The sequence below is a fragment of the Pandoraea commovens genome (assembly GCF_024704525.1).
In the GTDB taxonomy this organism is placed as follows: Bacteria; Pseudomonadota; Gammaproteobacteria; order Burkholderiales; family Burkholderiaceae; genus Pandoraea; species Pandoraea commovens.
Genome location: NZ_CP102780.1, coordinates 2642127 through 2657943, shown reverse-complemented (window position 1 = coordinate 2657943; position 15817 = coordinate 2642127). Strand labels below are relative to the sequence as shown.

Here is a 15817-nt window from a genome sequence, read left to right as displayed (position 1 = left end):
TTACTTGCCCGCGCGCGCTTCGGCCAGCGCGATGGTGAGATGGGCGACCTTTTTCTTGAGCGCATCGCGCTCGGCCGTCATCGCCTTGAGTTCCTTCGATAGCCGCGTCAACTCATCGGACGGATCGACGCTCGTGTCCCACGGCGGTGTGCCGTCATCCTCTTCGACGATCTCTTCCTCTTTCTTCTTGCGCGGCTTGACCGGACGCGCCTCACGCACGGAGCGCGCCAGCTCGCGCAACTCCTGCTTGCCCGCCACCACCGCTGCAACCTGCGCCGCCTGCGGCAAAGTCGACACAGCCGCCGCCGCATTGATCGACACTTCACCGCGCTTGACCGCGTCCACCAACTCCGGCGCCGCCGCATTGTGGATCTGCTCGATCTGCCCCAGCGTATTGCTCGACAATCGTGCCGCGCGCGCCAGCGCTGCACGCGTGAGCGCCATGGTGTGCGCCGGGATCGACGACTTCGATCCGTCCGCCTCCGGTGCCGATGCGTCGCCCCCCGCAGGTGCCGTCGGCTCTGAGGCCGCCGCCGGTGCGTCCGGGGTATCTCGTCCCTCAAGAATCGTCTTCTTGCGCAGGGCAAGCACGCCGCGCTGGTAATCGGAAACGCTGCGACGCCCCAGATGGTTGTCGATCATCCACAGATGCACGTCGTCCATCGACTGAAACGTCGAATTCTGGACGGTGCGGAATTCGATGTCGTGCTTGCGGCAGATCTCGTAGCGATTGTGGCCGTCGACCAGCACGTCGCCCCACAGGACAAGCGCGTCGCGGCAACCTTCGGCAAGCAGACTCTGTTCGAGGGCGGCGTATTCGTCAGGCGTGAGCGGATCGATGTACGCCTTGAGTTCTTGGTTAATCTGGACTGTCATGAGTGTGTGTGACGATGCCGTCGCCCGAGGCAACGACATGGAAAATCTGGGCAGGCGACATTATCGCCTGTCCGGCCGGGATTGACGAAATCGCCCGGCGCGCTTAGGACAGCACGCCGTGGTCCGTCAGAAATGCCTGAATCCGGGCCAGACGCGCCACCGGATCGGCAATACCCAGCAACGTCTCCTTCTCATGCGCAGGCAACGGCAGTAGTTCGGCCCAACGGTCGGCCACCCAGCCGCACTCGTCCAGACGGTACGGCGGCGCCAGCGGCAACTTGGCCGCGCGAGCCGGATCGCGCTGCAACCCGGCGATCAGCTTGCCCAGGGTGTCCGCGCTGACTTGCAGCGTGTCGGGAATAGCGACGCTGTCGTCGGCAGGCAACATCTCCGCCTCGCCCATCCACAACCCATACTTGCCCAGCTCGACAGACGACAGCCGGAACTTGGTCGTGCCCCGGCACACCAGTTCGAGCAAAGCCGGCATGGGGGCACGCCAGTCGTCGATACGCGCCATGGTGCCGATCATCGCGGGCTCCTCGACGCTGTCCGGCAGCCTGACCTCGCTGCCCTGTCGCAGCACCACGACACCGAACTCGGTGCCGTCCGCCAGACATCGCTTGATCATGTCGAGATAGCGCACCTCGAAGATGCGCAAATGCAACACCCCGGAAGGGAACAAGGCGTTGCCGAGCGGGAAGAGCGGGATCTGTGCCATGCCATATGATGACATGAAGTTGTCCTCTGTAAGTGTCATGTGCCGCGTCACCCCAACGCCCCGGAACGCCCGGGTCTGGCGCCGCGAAGACCTAGCGCGCCTCGGACGCCACGATGCCCGCTTCGCTCCCATGCCGCACCAGACAAACGTCCGGCAACGTGGCCGACTCCTGCGCGAAACGCTCGATCAGGAAGTCGAGCAAGGCACGCACGCGCGGCACCATATAACGCGTGCGATGCCGCACCGCATACACACCGGCCTCCTGTGCAACGAATGTCGGCAGCAATATCTTCAGCCGCCCGGCGCGCACGTCGTCGGCAGCATCCCACAACGTCTTGCGAACGATACCCCGGCCGTCGAGCGCCCACCGACGCGCAATCGTGCCGTCGTTCGTCTCCCACGCCTGCGCCATCGGCACGGAGAACTGCCACGTCGCCTCGTCCTTTTTAAAATGGAATTCGTTGAGTGGCCCCGAGGACGTGACGAGCACGATGAACTGATGCGCCCCCAGCGCGTCCGGAGTTTCCGGCTCGCCGTAGCGCGCCAGATAGTCCGGCGAAGCACACAGCACACGGCACATCGGCGCAAGACGACGCGCCACAAGCGTGCCGTCCTCCGGCTCACTGAAGCGAATGGCGATGTCCACATCGTCCTGCACGAGATTGGAGATCGAGTCGGTCAGCGTCAGCGATAGCCGAATGTCCGGGTAACACTCGACGAACGCATCCAACCACGGCGAGAGCTTATGGGTGCCGAAATCGGTCGATGCCGACAGCCGGATCTTCCCCCGAATCGCCTCGCACCCCGCCTGAAGCGCCGCCTCGCCATCGTCGATGGCCTGCAACGCGACGAGGCAATGCGACAAGTAGACGCGCCCCTCCTCCGTGAGCCGTAGCTGACGCGTCGTGCGGACGAAAAGACGGGTCTGCAACGACGCCTCCAGCTTCGCGAGCCGCGCACTCGCCGCCGCAGGCGACAGCCCCAGCTTGCGTCCAGCCGCCGAGAGGCTGCCCAGCGTCGCGGCCGTGGTGAACAGGCGCATGTCGCCCAGTCTGTCCGTCGCCATTTTCTATCCGGTTTTGAAAGTCATTCAAATTGGCGACAGATTATCAAATACAACGCGCATCGGCAGACTACGTCGCATCGTCCCCCGGGACACTCACGCTCGACCCCCGACCATGTCCGCTTCCTCGCCAGCCATCCCACCCTCATCCCCTCGAACATCCGACAAACAACAGAGCGACGCCACCGCTTGGGCATCGCTCACCGCGCTGATGCTCGCGACCTTTGTCGCCGCAGCGAACGAGACCGTCCCCGCCGGATTGCTACCGCAACTGGCGGACAGCTTTCACATTTCCGAATCCTGGGCCGGTCAGATGGTCACGCTGTGTGCGTTGGGCGCAGGCCTCGGGGCCGTGCCGCTCACCGTGCTGATGCACCGCTGGTCGCGTCGCACAGTCCTCGTTGTCGCCCTGCTCGGCTTCGCCGTGTGCAACGCCGTCACGGCACTCTCGTCGGACTTTGTGCTGACGCTCGCCGCACGCTTCGTCGTGGGACTCGCAACGGGGCTCGCGTGGAGTGAAATCGCCACGTACGCACGACGGCTCGTGAGTCCGTCACGACAAGGTCGCGCGCTCGCGTTCGCGATGCTCGGCGTGCCGCTAGCGCTTGCGGTCGGGGTTCCCGCCGCCACGACCCTCGGCCACCTGATCGGCTGGCGCTGGGTCTTCGGCGGCTTGTCGGCGTGTGCCCTGATCCTCATCGGATGGATGCTGCTGATCGTGCCGGACGTGACTGATGGCAACGCGACCAGCGCCCCCGCAGCCCGCGCCTCCGTGATGGACGTATTGCGTTTGCCGGGCGTGCGTCCGGTGCTTGCGGTGGTCATGCTGTGGGTCGTCGCGCATTACACGCTCTACACGTACATCGCACCGTTTCTTGCGTCGGCCGGCATGAGCGGACGGCTCGCGACGATGCTCTCAATCTTCGGCATCTTCACGCTCGTCGGGCTCTGGGGCGTCGGCCTGTGGGTGGACCGCTGGCTGCGCCGACTCGTGTTGACGGCCTTGGCAACGTTCGTCGTCGTGATCGTCGCCTTTGGCGGCTGGTCAACCTCGTGGCCCGTGCTGATGGCGGGTGCTGTGCTCTGGGGACTGAGCTTCAGCGGCGCACCGACGATCTTGCAGACCGCGTTAGGCAACGCCGCAGGCAAGCACGAGAACGTGGCGCAGTCGATGCTCGTGACCGTCTTCAATCTCTCGTTCGCCGCCAGCGGCGTGCTGGGCGGTGCCGTGCTGTCGACGTGGGGGGCCGCAGCACTGCCGCATGTCCTCGTGACGCTTGCACTCGCTGCGTGGTTCGTCGCGTTCGCCGCACGACGCCACGGATTTGCGCCGCGCACGCCGCACTAGGCTGCAACCACGCACGCCTCAGCCTGCGGAAGCTGCCGTCCTCCAGCAGGCGATTGAGCGCGTGAGGCAGATTGACATCGGAAGGCGACATTGACGACGTACGTGGTCCTTGCAAAAAAAACGCCGCGTCAGCGCGCGTTGCGTGTCTCCCGCAAAAGCCATTCGTGTACGTCGGCGATTTGCGCGGCGTGCCGGGTTCGGCGGGGATACACGATGTAAAAGCCCGCCCCCGTACGCAGTTCGGTATCAAAGAGCCGCACGAGACGGCCCGCCGCAATATCCGCTGCAACGAAGTCGCGATGTGCGAGCGCCAGTCCTTGTCCGGCGACGGCGGCATCGATGGCCAGCGCCGTCTGGTTGAACCGTACGTTCTTCGCTTCCGAGGTTTGAGCGTTCGGTAACGTGAGATCGAGAAACTGCGGCCAGGCGTTGTGGGCGTCGTGAAGCAAGGCATGACCTCGCAGGCTCCCCGGGCTACCGGAGCCATCCGCTTTACCAGGATGACCGGCGGCGGCGATCACGGTAGGACTCGCGACCGCGACTTGCGCCTCCTCGAACAACGGCTCCACGACAAGCCCACCACCAAACGGCGGACGGCCGTAGCGAACGGCCAGATCGACAGCGTCTGCCTGAAAGTGCGACAACCGGTCCGTCGCGAGGATACGCAGATCGATGTCGGGATGCGTTTCAAGGAATGCGGGCAGTCGGGGGATCAGCCATTTCGATGCGAACGTCGGCGTCACGCTGATCGTCAGCCGCAGCGGTTCCGGACGCAGCGCTTGCGTCGCTTCTGTCAGCATCTCGAAAGCGCGTCGCACCCCGCTTGCGTAGCGTCGTCCGTTCTCGGTCAGCGACAGCGCACGCGGATGCCGCTCGAACAGCTTCATCCCCAACTCTGCTTCGAGGCCGCGCACTTGCTGTGCCACTGCGCCTTGCGTCACGCCCAGTTCTTCCGCCGCGAGCCGGAAGTTGAGATGCCGACTCGCCGCTTCGAAAGCACGCAACGCGTTGAGCGACGGCAATCGGCCGATGGCTTCCGTCATGGTGTAATTTTTCTACTGAGTAAAGTGTCGAAATCTGATTCGTCGGCCAGATCGCACAGTGTTACGCTTTGAGCACTTACGAACAGTGTTAACCCGTCTGACGTGCCGATAGAGCGGCACCCGACGTCATCGGAGGATAGCAGCATGACAGTAGAAAAAGTGGCATTGATTACAGCCGGTGGCAGCGGCATGGGTGCGGCGGCAGCGCGACGCCTCGCAGCGGACGGCTTCAAGGTCGGCATTCTGTCGTCGTCCGGAAAGGGTGAGGCGCTGGCGGCTGAACTGGGGGGCGTTGGCGTGACGGGCTCGAATCAGTCCAACGAATCGCTCAAGGAACTGGTCGATCTCGCGATGCAACGCTGGGGACGTATCGACGTGCTTGTGAACAGTGCTGGCCACGGCCCGCGCGCTGCCATCCTCGAGATCAGCGACGAGGACTGGCATCGCGGCATGGATACGTATTTGATGAACGTGATCCGCCCGACGCGTCTCGTCACGCCGATCATGCAAACGCAAGGGGCGGGCGCGATCATCAATATTTCGACGGCATGGGCGTTCGAGCCGAGCGAGATGTTCCCGACGTCGGCCGTGTTCCGTGCGGGGTTGGCATCGTTCACGAAGCTGTTTGCCGACAAGTACGCGAAGGACAACGTCCGCATGAACAACATTCTGCCGGGCTGGATCGACAGCCTGCCGCAGCAGGACGTGCGCCGCGAAAGCGTGCCGATGCAGCGTTATGGCAAAGCCGAAGAAATTGCGGCGACGGTGGCCTTCCTGGCGTCTGAGGGTGGCGGTTACATCACGGGCCAGAACATTCGCGTGGACGGCGGCCTTACGCGCTCGGTGTGACGTCGAGCAGGAAAGGGAGGACGTCGGCCAGCAGCACTTCCGGCGCTTCTTCCGCAATGTAATGGCCGCAAGGCAGCGGGTGCCCGCGCACATCGGATGCCACCCGTTGCCACTCATCGAGCGGCTTGAAGCAGCGGTGCACGACGCCCTGCTCACCCCACAACGCCAACACCGGCATGGACAATCGACGTCCGGCCTCGCGATCCGCGCGGTCGTGATCGAGATCGATCGTCGCTGCGGCCCGGTAGTCCTCGCACACACCATGCGCTGCGCCCGGCAGCGACAAGCATCGCTGGTACTCCGCCAGTGCGCGCGGATCGAACGGCGCGAGTCCAGCACTCCGACGTCCCATGACATCGCGTAGGTACGCCGCCGGATCGGCTTCGATCAGGCGCTCAGGCAATGGCGCGGGCTGAATCAGGAAGAACCAATGCCAGTAGGCGCGCGCAAAGGCGTCGCTGGCTTGTTCGTACATCGCAAGGGTTGGCGCGATATCGAGCAGCACCATGCGCCGGACGATATCCGGATGATCCGCCGCCAGTCGATGCGCGACGCGCGCCCCGCGATCGTGCGCCAACACCGAAAACGTCGAATGCCCCAACGCCTGCATGGTGGACACCATATCCAGCGCCATGACGCGCTTGCTGTAAGCCACATGATCGGCGTCACCCGCAGGTTTGGCCGAGTCCCCGTAGCCGCGCAGGTCGGCCAGTACCAGCGTGAAATGCTGGGCCAGGGTCGGCGCAACCTTGTGCCAGATCGCGGACGTTTGCGGGTGGCCGTGGAGCATCAGCAGCGCCGGGCCACTGCCGCCCGTCAACGCATGAATGTGCTGGCCGTCAGGCGTCGGCAAACGATAGGCGGTGAAGCCGGGGAACAGCGCTTGGGAAGTCATAGACCCTTTTACCTTTTTCTGCGTGCGGGTTCGGTGCGATACGCGCGATACCTTCGCGGCATTCGCGTTCGGCCACATGTCATGCACATCCTATATTTGATGCAAAACGACATAAAGTGACTCAGAATCACTTCATTGTTAATTGCAGGACACGAATTGCCATGTCAATCGACGGATTTTCCGATCTGCGCTTTTTCGCGACGCTCATGAAAGAAGGCAGCATGGCAGCCGCTGCGCAGCAGATGGGCATTACGCCACCGGCGGTAAGCCGTCGGCTCGCGCAACTTGAACACCGACTTGGCGTGCGATTGCTGCATCGTACGACACGACGCATCAGCCTCACGCCCGAGGGCGACATGTACTTGCAGGACGGCGCACGTATTCTCGGTGAGCTGGAGGCGCTGGAACATGCGGTGACCGGTGCACAGTCGTCGCCTCGCGGTCTGCTCCGGCTGGCGGCAACGCTCGGTTTCGGGCGGACGCACATCGCCCCGGCGCTGTCCGCGTTTGCGCGCGAGTATCCGGAGGTGGAAGTGCAATTGCATCTGACGGACCGTCCGGTGAATCTCGTTGAACAAGGGTTCGATGCGGCGATCCGTTTTGGCGACTTACCGGACTCGCGACTGACGGCGCGGCAGTTGATGCCGAATGCACGGGTGTTGTGCGCGTCGCCGATGTATCTCGCCACAGCGGGCGAACCAGTGCAGCCATCGGACCTAACGGCACATCAATGCATCGTGATTCGCGAGAGCGACGAGACCTACGGCACGTGGCACTTCCGTCAGGCAGATCGTCAGGAGACGGTCAAAGTACGCGGCATGCTCAGCACCAACGACGGGGCGGCCGCGACGACGTGGGCGCTGAACGGTCACGGCATGCTGATCCGGTCGATGTGGGACATCCGTCCGTATCTGGCGTCCGGGCAACTTCGCACTGTGATGACTGATTGGACGTTGCCTGCCGCCGATATCAAGCTCGTCTATCCGACGAAGAGTCACCTCTCTGCCAAGACGCGTGCGCTGGCGGATTTTTTGGTGGGGTGGTTTCGGGATGCCGCTTCGCCGTTGGCATGACCGACGTCGGCTCGGCCAACGCAACGGGGCGGACGCCAGTGCGCCCGCCCGTCCTTCTTACGGTACTTCAACAAACGGCCCGTGCTGTTCGGCCCGGAGTCTTTTGGAGGGGGGCGACTAACCGCCCCGTAAGCACGCTTCGGAGCAAGAGCGTTGCGATAACGCTACGGCGATACGCGTGAGCACCCGCTTTTTCAGCATGCCGTCGCATCGGGTTGAACATTCCTTCCACCGCACACAATTGCTAGAGCATGCCGTCCATTGCCAAACACCAGATATCTAAGCCCTAAGGCGCGGCCAAGGACCAGCGATCGAGATCCCTGGACATTTAGGTCTCTTTGATCTGCCGCATGTAAAATTCAATGTTCAATCCGACGCGGCGAACCGCCCGATCGTCTGGAGCAAGTATTCGCCCCAAAGCGGGCAGCAATGCATACGAAAAACCTATGGCAATCAAGAAATCCGAGCTTTACAACTCTTTATGGAAAGGCTGTGACGAACTCCGCGGCGGTATGGATGCCTCCCAATACAAGGACTATGTGCTGGTCCTGTTGTTCGTCAAGTACGTTTCCGACAAATATGCGGGTCAGAAGGATGCCCTGATCGAAGTGCCGGCTGGAGGGAGTTTCAGCGACATGATCGCCCTGAAGGGCGACAAAGAGGTTGGAGACAAGATCAATAAAATCATCGGACGACTTGCTGAGGCAAACGACCTCAAAGGCGTGATCGACGTTGCCGACTTCAACGACGCCGAAAAGCTGGGCAAGGGCAAGGAGATGGTGGACCGGCTCTCCAATCTCATCGCCATCTTTGATACGCCTGGGCTTGACTTTAAGAGCAACCGTGCCGAAGGCGACGATATTCTGGGCGACGCCTATGAATATCTGATGCGCAATTTTGCTACCGAGTCGGGCAAGAGCAAGGGGCAGTTCTACACTCCGGCTGAAGTCTCCCGCGTGATGGCGAAGGTGATTGGCATCGGCAGCGCAAAGAGTGCTGAACAGACCATCTATGACCCGACCTGCGGCTCGGGATCACTGCTCATCAAGGCACACGACGAAGCGAAAAGCGCTACTCGGCTCGATCTGACCATCTACGGGCAGGAAATGGACAACGCCACGTCAGCATTGGCGAAGATGAACATGATCCTGCACGACTGCCCCACTGCCGAAATTTGGAAGGACAATTCGCTGTCTAGCCCGCACTTCAAGCAGGCAAATGGTGCTCTAAAGGCATTCGATTTTGTGGTTGCCAACCCCCCCTTCTCGACCAAGGCGTGGAGCAATGGGTTTGACCCGTCAAACGACGAATATGGTCGCTTCGAATATGGCACACCGCCCGACAAGAATGGCGATTACGCCTTCCTGCTGCACATCCTGACATCGCTAAAAAGCACCGGCAAAGGGGCGGTAATTCTCCCGCACGGAGTACTGTTCCGTGGTGGTGCCGAAGGTGTAATTCGAAAGCGGGTCATCCAGCAAGGCTACATCAAGGGCATTATCGGTCTGCCAGCCAACTTGTTCTATGGAACGGGCATCCCGGCGTGCATCATCGTTCTTGACAAAGAACACGCGGCTGGCCGCAAAGGCATCTTCATGATCGATGCCAGTAAGGGGTTTATCAAGGATGGCAACAAGAATCGCCTGCGTTCGCAGGACATTCACAAAATCGTGGATGCCTTCAACAAGCAGACCGTGATCCCGAAGTTCTCCCGGCTAGTCCCAGTTTCGGAAATTTCCGAGAACGATTTCAACCTCAATATTCCGAGATATATCGATAGCTCTGAGCCCGAGGATTTGCAGGACATCGGCGCTCATCTGCTGGGTGGAATCCCAGACCACGACATCGAAGATCTGGGTAAGTACTGGAGTGTTCTGCCGAACGTGCGTGCTTCGTTGTTTGGTCCGACCGATCGATCCAGCTATAGCCAACTTAAGGTTGCTCCGGGTGAAATCAAAACAACGATCTTTGGTCATCCAGAATTCGCTGCACTCAACGAAACGGTTTCTGCCAGCTTCGCCAAATGGAAGACAGGCAACGTTATGCTCCTCACGGGGATCAAGATTGGGGATCATCCCAAGACGTTGATCGAGACCATCTCTGAAAACCTCCTTGCGACTTTCAATGCCCTACCACTTCTCGATGCTTACGACGTATATCAGCATCTGATGAGCTACTGGGCCGACACAATGCAGGACGACGTTTACATGCTCGTTCAAGACGGATGGACTGCGCTGGCGGACGGTAAGCCCAATACCGACCTTATTCCGACATCGCTTATCCTGGCGCGATACTTTGCAGATGATGCGAGGGCTATAGAACAGCTCGAAGCCGAACGTGACGCCATCTCACGCCAGATGGAAGAACTCGACGAAGAGCATGGTGGTGAGGAAGGGCTGCTGTCTGAAGCGAAGACCGACAAGGGCAAGCTCACGAAGGTAAGCGTCAAAGCTCGGCTGTCGGAGATCAAAATGGAATTCGACGCGACCGATGAGCGAAAGATTCTGAACGAATACCTCGAGCTGATTGAGCGGGAAGCTGCGGCGAGCAAGAAAGTGAAGGATGCTCAGAAGGTACTCGATACCAAGGTGGCAAGGCAGTACGGCAAGCTGACCGAGGTCGAGATCAAAACGTTGGTCGTGGAGGACAAATGGTTGGCCACGCTCGCCGCTGACGTCCAGACCGAGCTTGATCGAGTGTCGCAGGCGCTTGCCGGCCGTATCAAAGAACTGGCTGACCGTTACTCAACGCCGCTGCCCGAGCTTACGACCGAGATTGAGGCACTCGCTGTCCGTGTCGATGAGCATCTGAAGAAAATGGGATTCAAATGGAATTGAAGCCGGGGTATAAGAAGACTGAGGCCGGGGTGATTCCAGAGGATTGGGAGTTGCGATCTCTTGGTGACATTGCAGTCATCAGAGACGGAACTCACCAAACCCCAAAATATGAACCCAGTGGCGTGCCTTTCTACAGCGTTGAGCACGTGACCAGTGGCGACTTTGAGAATACAAAGTTCATATCGGAGCAGGAGCATCAATTCCTTACTCGGTCATTAAAAATAGAAAAAGGAGATATTTTGATGACCCGCATTGGCTCGATTGGCGAATGCAAGCTTATCGATTGGGATGTGAGAGCAAGCTTCTATGTCAGCCTGGCATTACTGAAAATTAGAGGTGCCTCGGCAGAATACATTGCACAGTACTCAAATTCCGTAGCCTTCAAAAAGGAAATCGAGCTGCACTCCCTTCAACATGCAACACCGAAGAAGATTAACCTTGGCCAAATCTCAGACGTCAAAATATCACTGCCACCGACCGATACTGAGCAACAAATAATTGCAGGCGCATTGACTGATGCGGATGCACTTCTTGCTACTCTAGAAAAAGCAATCGCCAAGAATCGTGACATCAGGCAGGGTACCATGCAGCAACTGCTCACAGGAAAACACCGTTTGACGGGATTTAGCGGAGAGTGGTCAACGAAAGTACTCGGTGAGTTGTTTAGCTTCAGCGGTGGCGTTGCTGCGTCTCGAGATCAGCTTGGCTGGGAAGGATATTGCTACCTTCATTACGGTGACATACATATGTCACGGAAGTCACACATTGATCTGCGACTTGAGCAGTCGACCCTTCCGAAGCTCGACATCCCGCTTAAGAAAGTACCATCTGGCGCTTTACTTTCGGATGGAGATGTCGTTTTCGTTGACGCTTCTGAAGATGATGAAGGTACCAGCAAGCATATCGTTGTCGAAAACCCCGACCGAGTACCCTTCGTATCCGGACTGCACACAATCGTGGCGAAGAGCAAGACGACCGAACTCGCACACGCGTATCGGAGATACTGCTTTCTGGCAGCAGAGATTAGGGCTCAGTTTCGATTCTATGCGGCCGGAACGAAGGTGATGGGCGTTAGCAAATCGAACGTTGCAAAAATACTTCTGCGCTTCCCCTCCGCCTCTGAGCAGATCGCCATCGCCTCCGTGCTATCAGATATGGATGCCGAAATTGCTGCGCTCGAGAAAAAACGCGATAAAACCCGTGCCCTCAAACAAGGCATGATGCAAGAACTATTGACTGGGAGAATTAGACTCGTATGAGCACCGTGGGCCAGATCGAGAAAAAAACGCAAGAGCGTGTCGTCAAGCTGTTCGTGGAATCACTGGGGTACGAGTATCTGGGCAATTGGATCGACCGAGTCGGCAATCGAAACGTCGAACATGCCCTGTTGGTTCGATTTCTTAGGCGTCAAGGCCACGACGACGCTCTTATCGTGCGAACTCTTCATGTGCTCGATAAGGTCTCCGACGACCAGAGCAAAAGCATCTACAACCGTAACAAGGCTGTTTACGAGATGCTCCGCTATGGCGTGAAAGTAAAGCCCGAGGTGGGTGAGAACACGCAGACGGTCTGGCTCATCAACTGGAGGCAGCCACTAGACAACCACTTCGCGGTTGCCGAGGAAGTCACTGTCAACGGAGCTGACGCGAAGGCAAATACGAAGCGGCCCGATGTGGTGCTGTACGTCAACGGCATTGCGTTGGGTGTCCTCGAGCTGAAACGCTCCACGGTGTCCGTGTCAGAGGGTATTCGCCAGAACCTCGACAATCAGAAGAAGGTATTCATCCAACACTTCTTCTCGACAATGCAGTTCGTCATGGCGGGCAACGATACGGAAGGTTTGCGTTACGGCTCTATTGAGACTCCGGAGAAGTATTACCTTACGTGGAAGGAAGACAGCCCCATCGAGAACCTGCTCGATCGTCAGCTGACTCAGGTCTGCAACAAGACTCGTTTCCTGGAGTTGATCCACGACTTCATCGTGTACGACGCCGGCATCAAAAAGCTGTGCCGACAAAATCAATACTTCGGTGTTCGGGCCGCGCAGGATCATGTGAAACGCCGTGAGGGGGGCATCGTCTGGCATACCCAAGGCTCCGGCAAAAGCCTCACGATGGTCTGGCTCACGAAGTGGATTCGGGAAAATGTCAAAGATGCCCGTGTCCTTATCATCACCGACCGGACCGAACTAGACGAGCAGATTGAAAAGGTCTTCAAAGGTGTCAATGAAGAGATATATCGCACGAAGAGCGGTGCTGATCTCATTGCGACCCTCAACAGCACAACGCCCTGGCTTCTGTGTTCGTTGATCCACAAATTCGGCGGCAAAGCGAGTGACGACGATGCGGCCGATATTTCAGGCTTCGTCCAGGAACTGAAGAACTCATTGCCCGCCGATTTTCGGGCCAAGGGCGACCTTTACGTCTTCGTGGACGAATGCCACCGTACTCAGTCCGGCGAGTTGCACGATGCCATGACGGCCATTCTTCCTAATGCAATGTTCATCGGCTTCACAGGAACCCCCTTGCTCAAAGCTGACAAGCGTAAGAGCATCGAGGTGTTCGGGCGTTACATTCACACGTACAAGTTTGATGAGGCGGTGAAAGACGGTGTGGTGCTGGACTTACGTTACGAAGCCCGGGACATCGACCAGGACATCACGTCGCAGAAGAAAATCGATCAATGGTTTGAAGCCAAGACCAAAGGGCTGACGAATCTGGCCAAAGCGCAACTCAAGCAGAAATGGGGCACGATGCAACGCGTGCTTTCCAGCCAGTCGAGACTTGAAAAAATCGCTGCGGACATTCTGCTTGACATGGAAACGCGTGACCGGCTGATGAGTGGCCACGGCAATGCAATACTCGTATCAGGCAGTATCTATCAGGCGTGTAAGTTCTACGAGCTGTTCGCAAAAACTGATTTGGCCGACAAGTGCGCCATCGTCACCAGTTACCGACCGTCTCCCGCAGACATCAAAGGCGAGAGCGCCGAAGGGCTGACGGAGAAGCTGCGTCAGTACGAGATATACAACAAGATGCTGAACGGCCAGGAGCCGGACGCGTTTGAGAAGGATGTGAAGAAGAAATTCATCGACGAGCCAGGGCAAATGAAGCTCCTGATCGTAGTGGATAAGCTTTTGACTGGGTTCGATGCTCCCTCGGCAACATATCTCTACATCGACAAGCAGATGCGTGACCACGGTCTGTTCCAGGCCATTTGTCGCGTGAATCGTCTTGACGGCGACGACAAAGAATACGGCTATATCGTCGACTACAAGGACTTGTTCAAGAGCCTCGAGAACTCGATTCATGACTATACGTCCGGCGCCTTGGATGGCTACGACAAAGACGACGTGGCCGGGCTGCTTGAGGACCGATTGGCCAAGGCCCACGAACAGCTAGAAGAAGCTCGAGAGGCCATCAAAGCGCTTTGTGAGGCTGTGGACGCCCCTAAGGACACACCAGCTTACCTGCGCTATTTCTGCGCGAAGGACTCTGGCAACGCGGAGCAGCTAAAGGACAATGAGCCGAAGCGGCTTGCACTGTACAAGTTCACCTCTGCCTTCATCCGCGCATTTGCAGGTCTAGCGAATGAGCTCGAAGCGGCGGGCTATACGCCAGCAGACATTGCGGCTCTAGAGGCAGAGACCCGCCATTTTGATAAGGTCCGTAACGAAGTTAAACTGGCCAGCGGCGACTACATCGACCTGAAGATGTACGAACCGGCGATGCGCCATTTGATCGACACTTACATCCGTGCCGAGGAAAGCGAGCCGATTTCTGCGTTCGACGACCTGTCACTGATTCAGTTGATCGTTGAACGTGGCGCCGGGGCGGTCGACGCCTTGCCGAAGGGAATTCGTGAAAGCAAGGAAGCAGTTGCGGAAACGATCGAGAACAACGTTCGAAAATTGATCATTGACGAGCAACCGATCAATCCCAAGTATTACGAGCGGATGTCGGAACTACTCGACGCACTGATCGAGAAGCGAAGAGCGGACGCTCTGGCATACGAGGAGTATCTGGCCAAGATCGTCGAGCTGGCGAAGCAAGCAAAGAATCCGGCAACCGGCGCTGCCTACCCCACCGCACTCAATACTGCTGCGAAGCGAGCACTTTATGACAATCTTGGTCAGGACGAGACGCTAGCACTTAATGTTGACAGCGCTATTCGCCGGAGTCGACAAGACAACTGGCGAGGCAATCGCATGAAGATTTTGATGGTGAAGAACGCTATCAAGGCTATTTTTGACGGCGACGAAGAGCGCACCGAAGTGATTTTGGAATTGGCAAAGAATCAGCATGAGTATTGAGCCTCGCCAAATTCGGGTGGGTGGCCTGACAGTCGACATTGTGCGCAAGAACATCAAGAATCTGCACCTTGGTGTTTATCCTCCCAATGGAAGGGTACGGGTCGCGGCACCTTTAGCCGTGAGCAATGACGCCGTTCGGCTTGCCGTCATTGGCAAGCTCAGCTGGATCAAGCGCCAGCAAGCGAAATTTGCAGCACAGCCACGTCAGTCACCTCGCGAAATGGTCAATGGCGAGAGTCACTATTTCCGGGGGCACCGTTACCGCATTCGTATCGTCAAGCACAATGGGGCGGGTACTATCGTGCTGCGCAATAAAAGCACGATGGAGATTCATACGCGACCTGAGGCGAACGTCGAGCAGCGCCTGCGTGTGCTAGAACGTTGGTACCGGGAGCAATTGAAAGCCGTAATGCCAGAATTGCTCGGAAAATGGCAGTCCCTATTGGGCGTCGAAGTCGCTCATTGGGGAATCAAGAAAATGAAGACCAAATGGGGAAGTTGCAACGTAGACGCGCGCCGGATCTGGTTGAACCTTGAATTGGCGAAGAAGCCGGCACAGTGCCTCGAATACGTAGTCGTTCACGAAATGACCCATCTGGTCGAGCGGCGCCACGACCAACGGTTTGTTGCCCTGATGGATAAGAACATTCCCCATTGGCGCGCTTATCGTGATGAGCTGAATCAGGCACCACTTGGTCACGAGACTTGGCCAGACTGACTGCTCGGATGTCTCACACTCCCGCACCGAGGCCCCGCGCACAGGAGCCTCCGCCACGCAATCCAATGATGGCTTTTGGCTACAT

12 protein-coding genes are annotated in these 15817 nt (G+C 58.4%); 7 read left to right on the top strand and 5 right to left on the bottom strand.

What is annotated here, in order from left to right; genetic code table 11:
• The 3 genes from NTU39_RS12325 to NTU39_RS12315 all read right to left on the bottom strand — a co-directional run bounded on the left by NTU39_RS12325 (position 1) and on the right by NTU39_RS12315 (position 2660).
• Positions 1-876 carry a ParB N-terminal domain-containing protein gene (locus NTU39_RS12325; RefSeq protein ID WP_257959920.1) on the bottom strand — a complete coding sequence of 292 codons (876 nt, stop codon included), beginning with the start codon at positions 874-876 and terminating at the stop codon, positions 1-3.
• A 103-nt stretch (positions 877-979) separates the two neighbouring features.
• Positions 980-1594, bottom strand: a complete 615-nt coding sequence (locus NTU39_RS12320) for an LON peptidase substrate-binding domain-containing protein (protein WP_150739695.1) — start codon at positions 1592-1594, stop codon at positions 980-982.
• Between the two features lie 91 nt (positions 1595-1685).
• Complete coding sequence (locus tag NTU39_RS12315) at positions 1686-2660, bottom strand: LysR family transcriptional regulator (RefSeq protein WP_257959919.1); 975 nt, start codon at positions 2658-2660, stop codon at positions 1686-1688.
• A 112-nt stretch (positions 2661-2772) separates the two neighbouring features.
• Here NTU39_RS12315 and NTU39_RS12310 point away from each other — a divergent pair, with 112 nt between their 5' ends.
• Positions 2773-4005: an MFS transporter gene (locus tag NTU39_RS12310; RefSeq protein ID WP_257959918.1), complete on the top strand. Its 1233-nt coding sequence runs from the start codon at positions 2773-2775 to the stop codon at positions 4003-4005.
• Between the two features lie 128 nt (positions 4006-4133).
• Here the strand turns inward: NTU39_RS12310 and gcvA are convergent, their stop codons facing one another.
• A complete protein-coding gene (gene gcvA / locus NTU39_RS12305; protein WP_257959915.1) occupies positions 4134-5048 on the bottom strand; it encodes a transcriptional regulator GcvA in 915 nt (304 codons plus the stop codon).
• Between the two features lie 144 nt (positions 5049-5192).
• On the opposite strand from gcvA, the gene NTU39_RS12300 reads away from it, so the two are divergent.
• Positions 5193-5897, top strand: coding sequence for an SDR family oxidoreductase (locus NTU39_RS12300; RefSeq protein WP_257959914.1), 705 nt, complete (start codon positions 5193-5195; stop codon positions 5895-5897).
• Here NTU39_RS12300 and NTU39_RS12295 read toward each other — a convergent pair.
• Positions 5881-6792 carry an alpha/beta fold hydrolase gene (locus tag NTU39_RS12295; RefSeq protein WP_150666420.1) on the bottom strand — a complete coding sequence of 304 codons (912 nt, stop codon included), beginning with the start codon at positions 6790-6792 and terminating at the stop codon, positions 5881-5883. The genes NTU39_RS12300 and NTU39_RS12295 overlap by 17 nt on opposite strands.
• A 167-nt stretch (positions 6793-6959) precedes the next feature.
• On the opposite strand from NTU39_RS12295, the gene NTU39_RS12290 reads away from it, so the two are divergent.
• The 5 genes from NTU39_RS12290 (at position 6960) to NTU39_RS12270 (ending at position 15732) form a co-directional block, all read left to right on the top strand.
• On the top strand, positions 6960-7865 hold the full coding sequence (locus NTU39_RS12290; RefSeq protein WP_257960079.1) for a LysR family transcriptional regulator: 906 nt from the start codon (positions 6960-6962) through the stop codon (positions 7863-7865).
• Positions 7866-8311: 446 nt separating this feature from the next.
• The gene (locus NTU39_RS12285) at positions 8312-10702 is read left to right on the top strand and encodes a type I restriction-modification system subunit M (protein ID WP_257959913.1); all 2391 of its coding nucleotides are present in this window, start codon (positions 8312-8314) and stop codon (positions 10700-10702) included.
• Positions 10693-11961, top strand: coding sequence for a restriction endonuclease subunit S (locus tag NTU39_RS12280; protein ID WP_257959912.1), 1269 nt, complete (start codon positions 10693-10695; stop codon positions 11959-11961). Before NTU39_RS12285 ends, NTU39_RS12280 begins: the two co-directional genes overlap by 10 nt.
• On the top strand, positions 11958-15014 hold the full coding sequence (locus NTU39_RS12275) for a type I restriction endonuclease subunit R (RefSeq protein ID WP_257959911.1): 3057 nt from the start codon (positions 11958-11960) through the stop codon (positions 15012-15014). Before NTU39_RS12280 ends, NTU39_RS12275 begins: the two co-directional genes overlap by 4 nt.
• Entirely contained in the window at positions 15004-15732 is a 729-nt protein-coding gene (locus NTU39_RS12270; protein ID WP_257959910.1) for a M48 family metallopeptidase, read from the top strand. The genes NTU39_RS12275 and NTU39_RS12270 overlap by 11 nt, the downstream gene beginning before the upstream one ends.
• Positions 15733-15817: the final 85 nt, after the last annotated feature.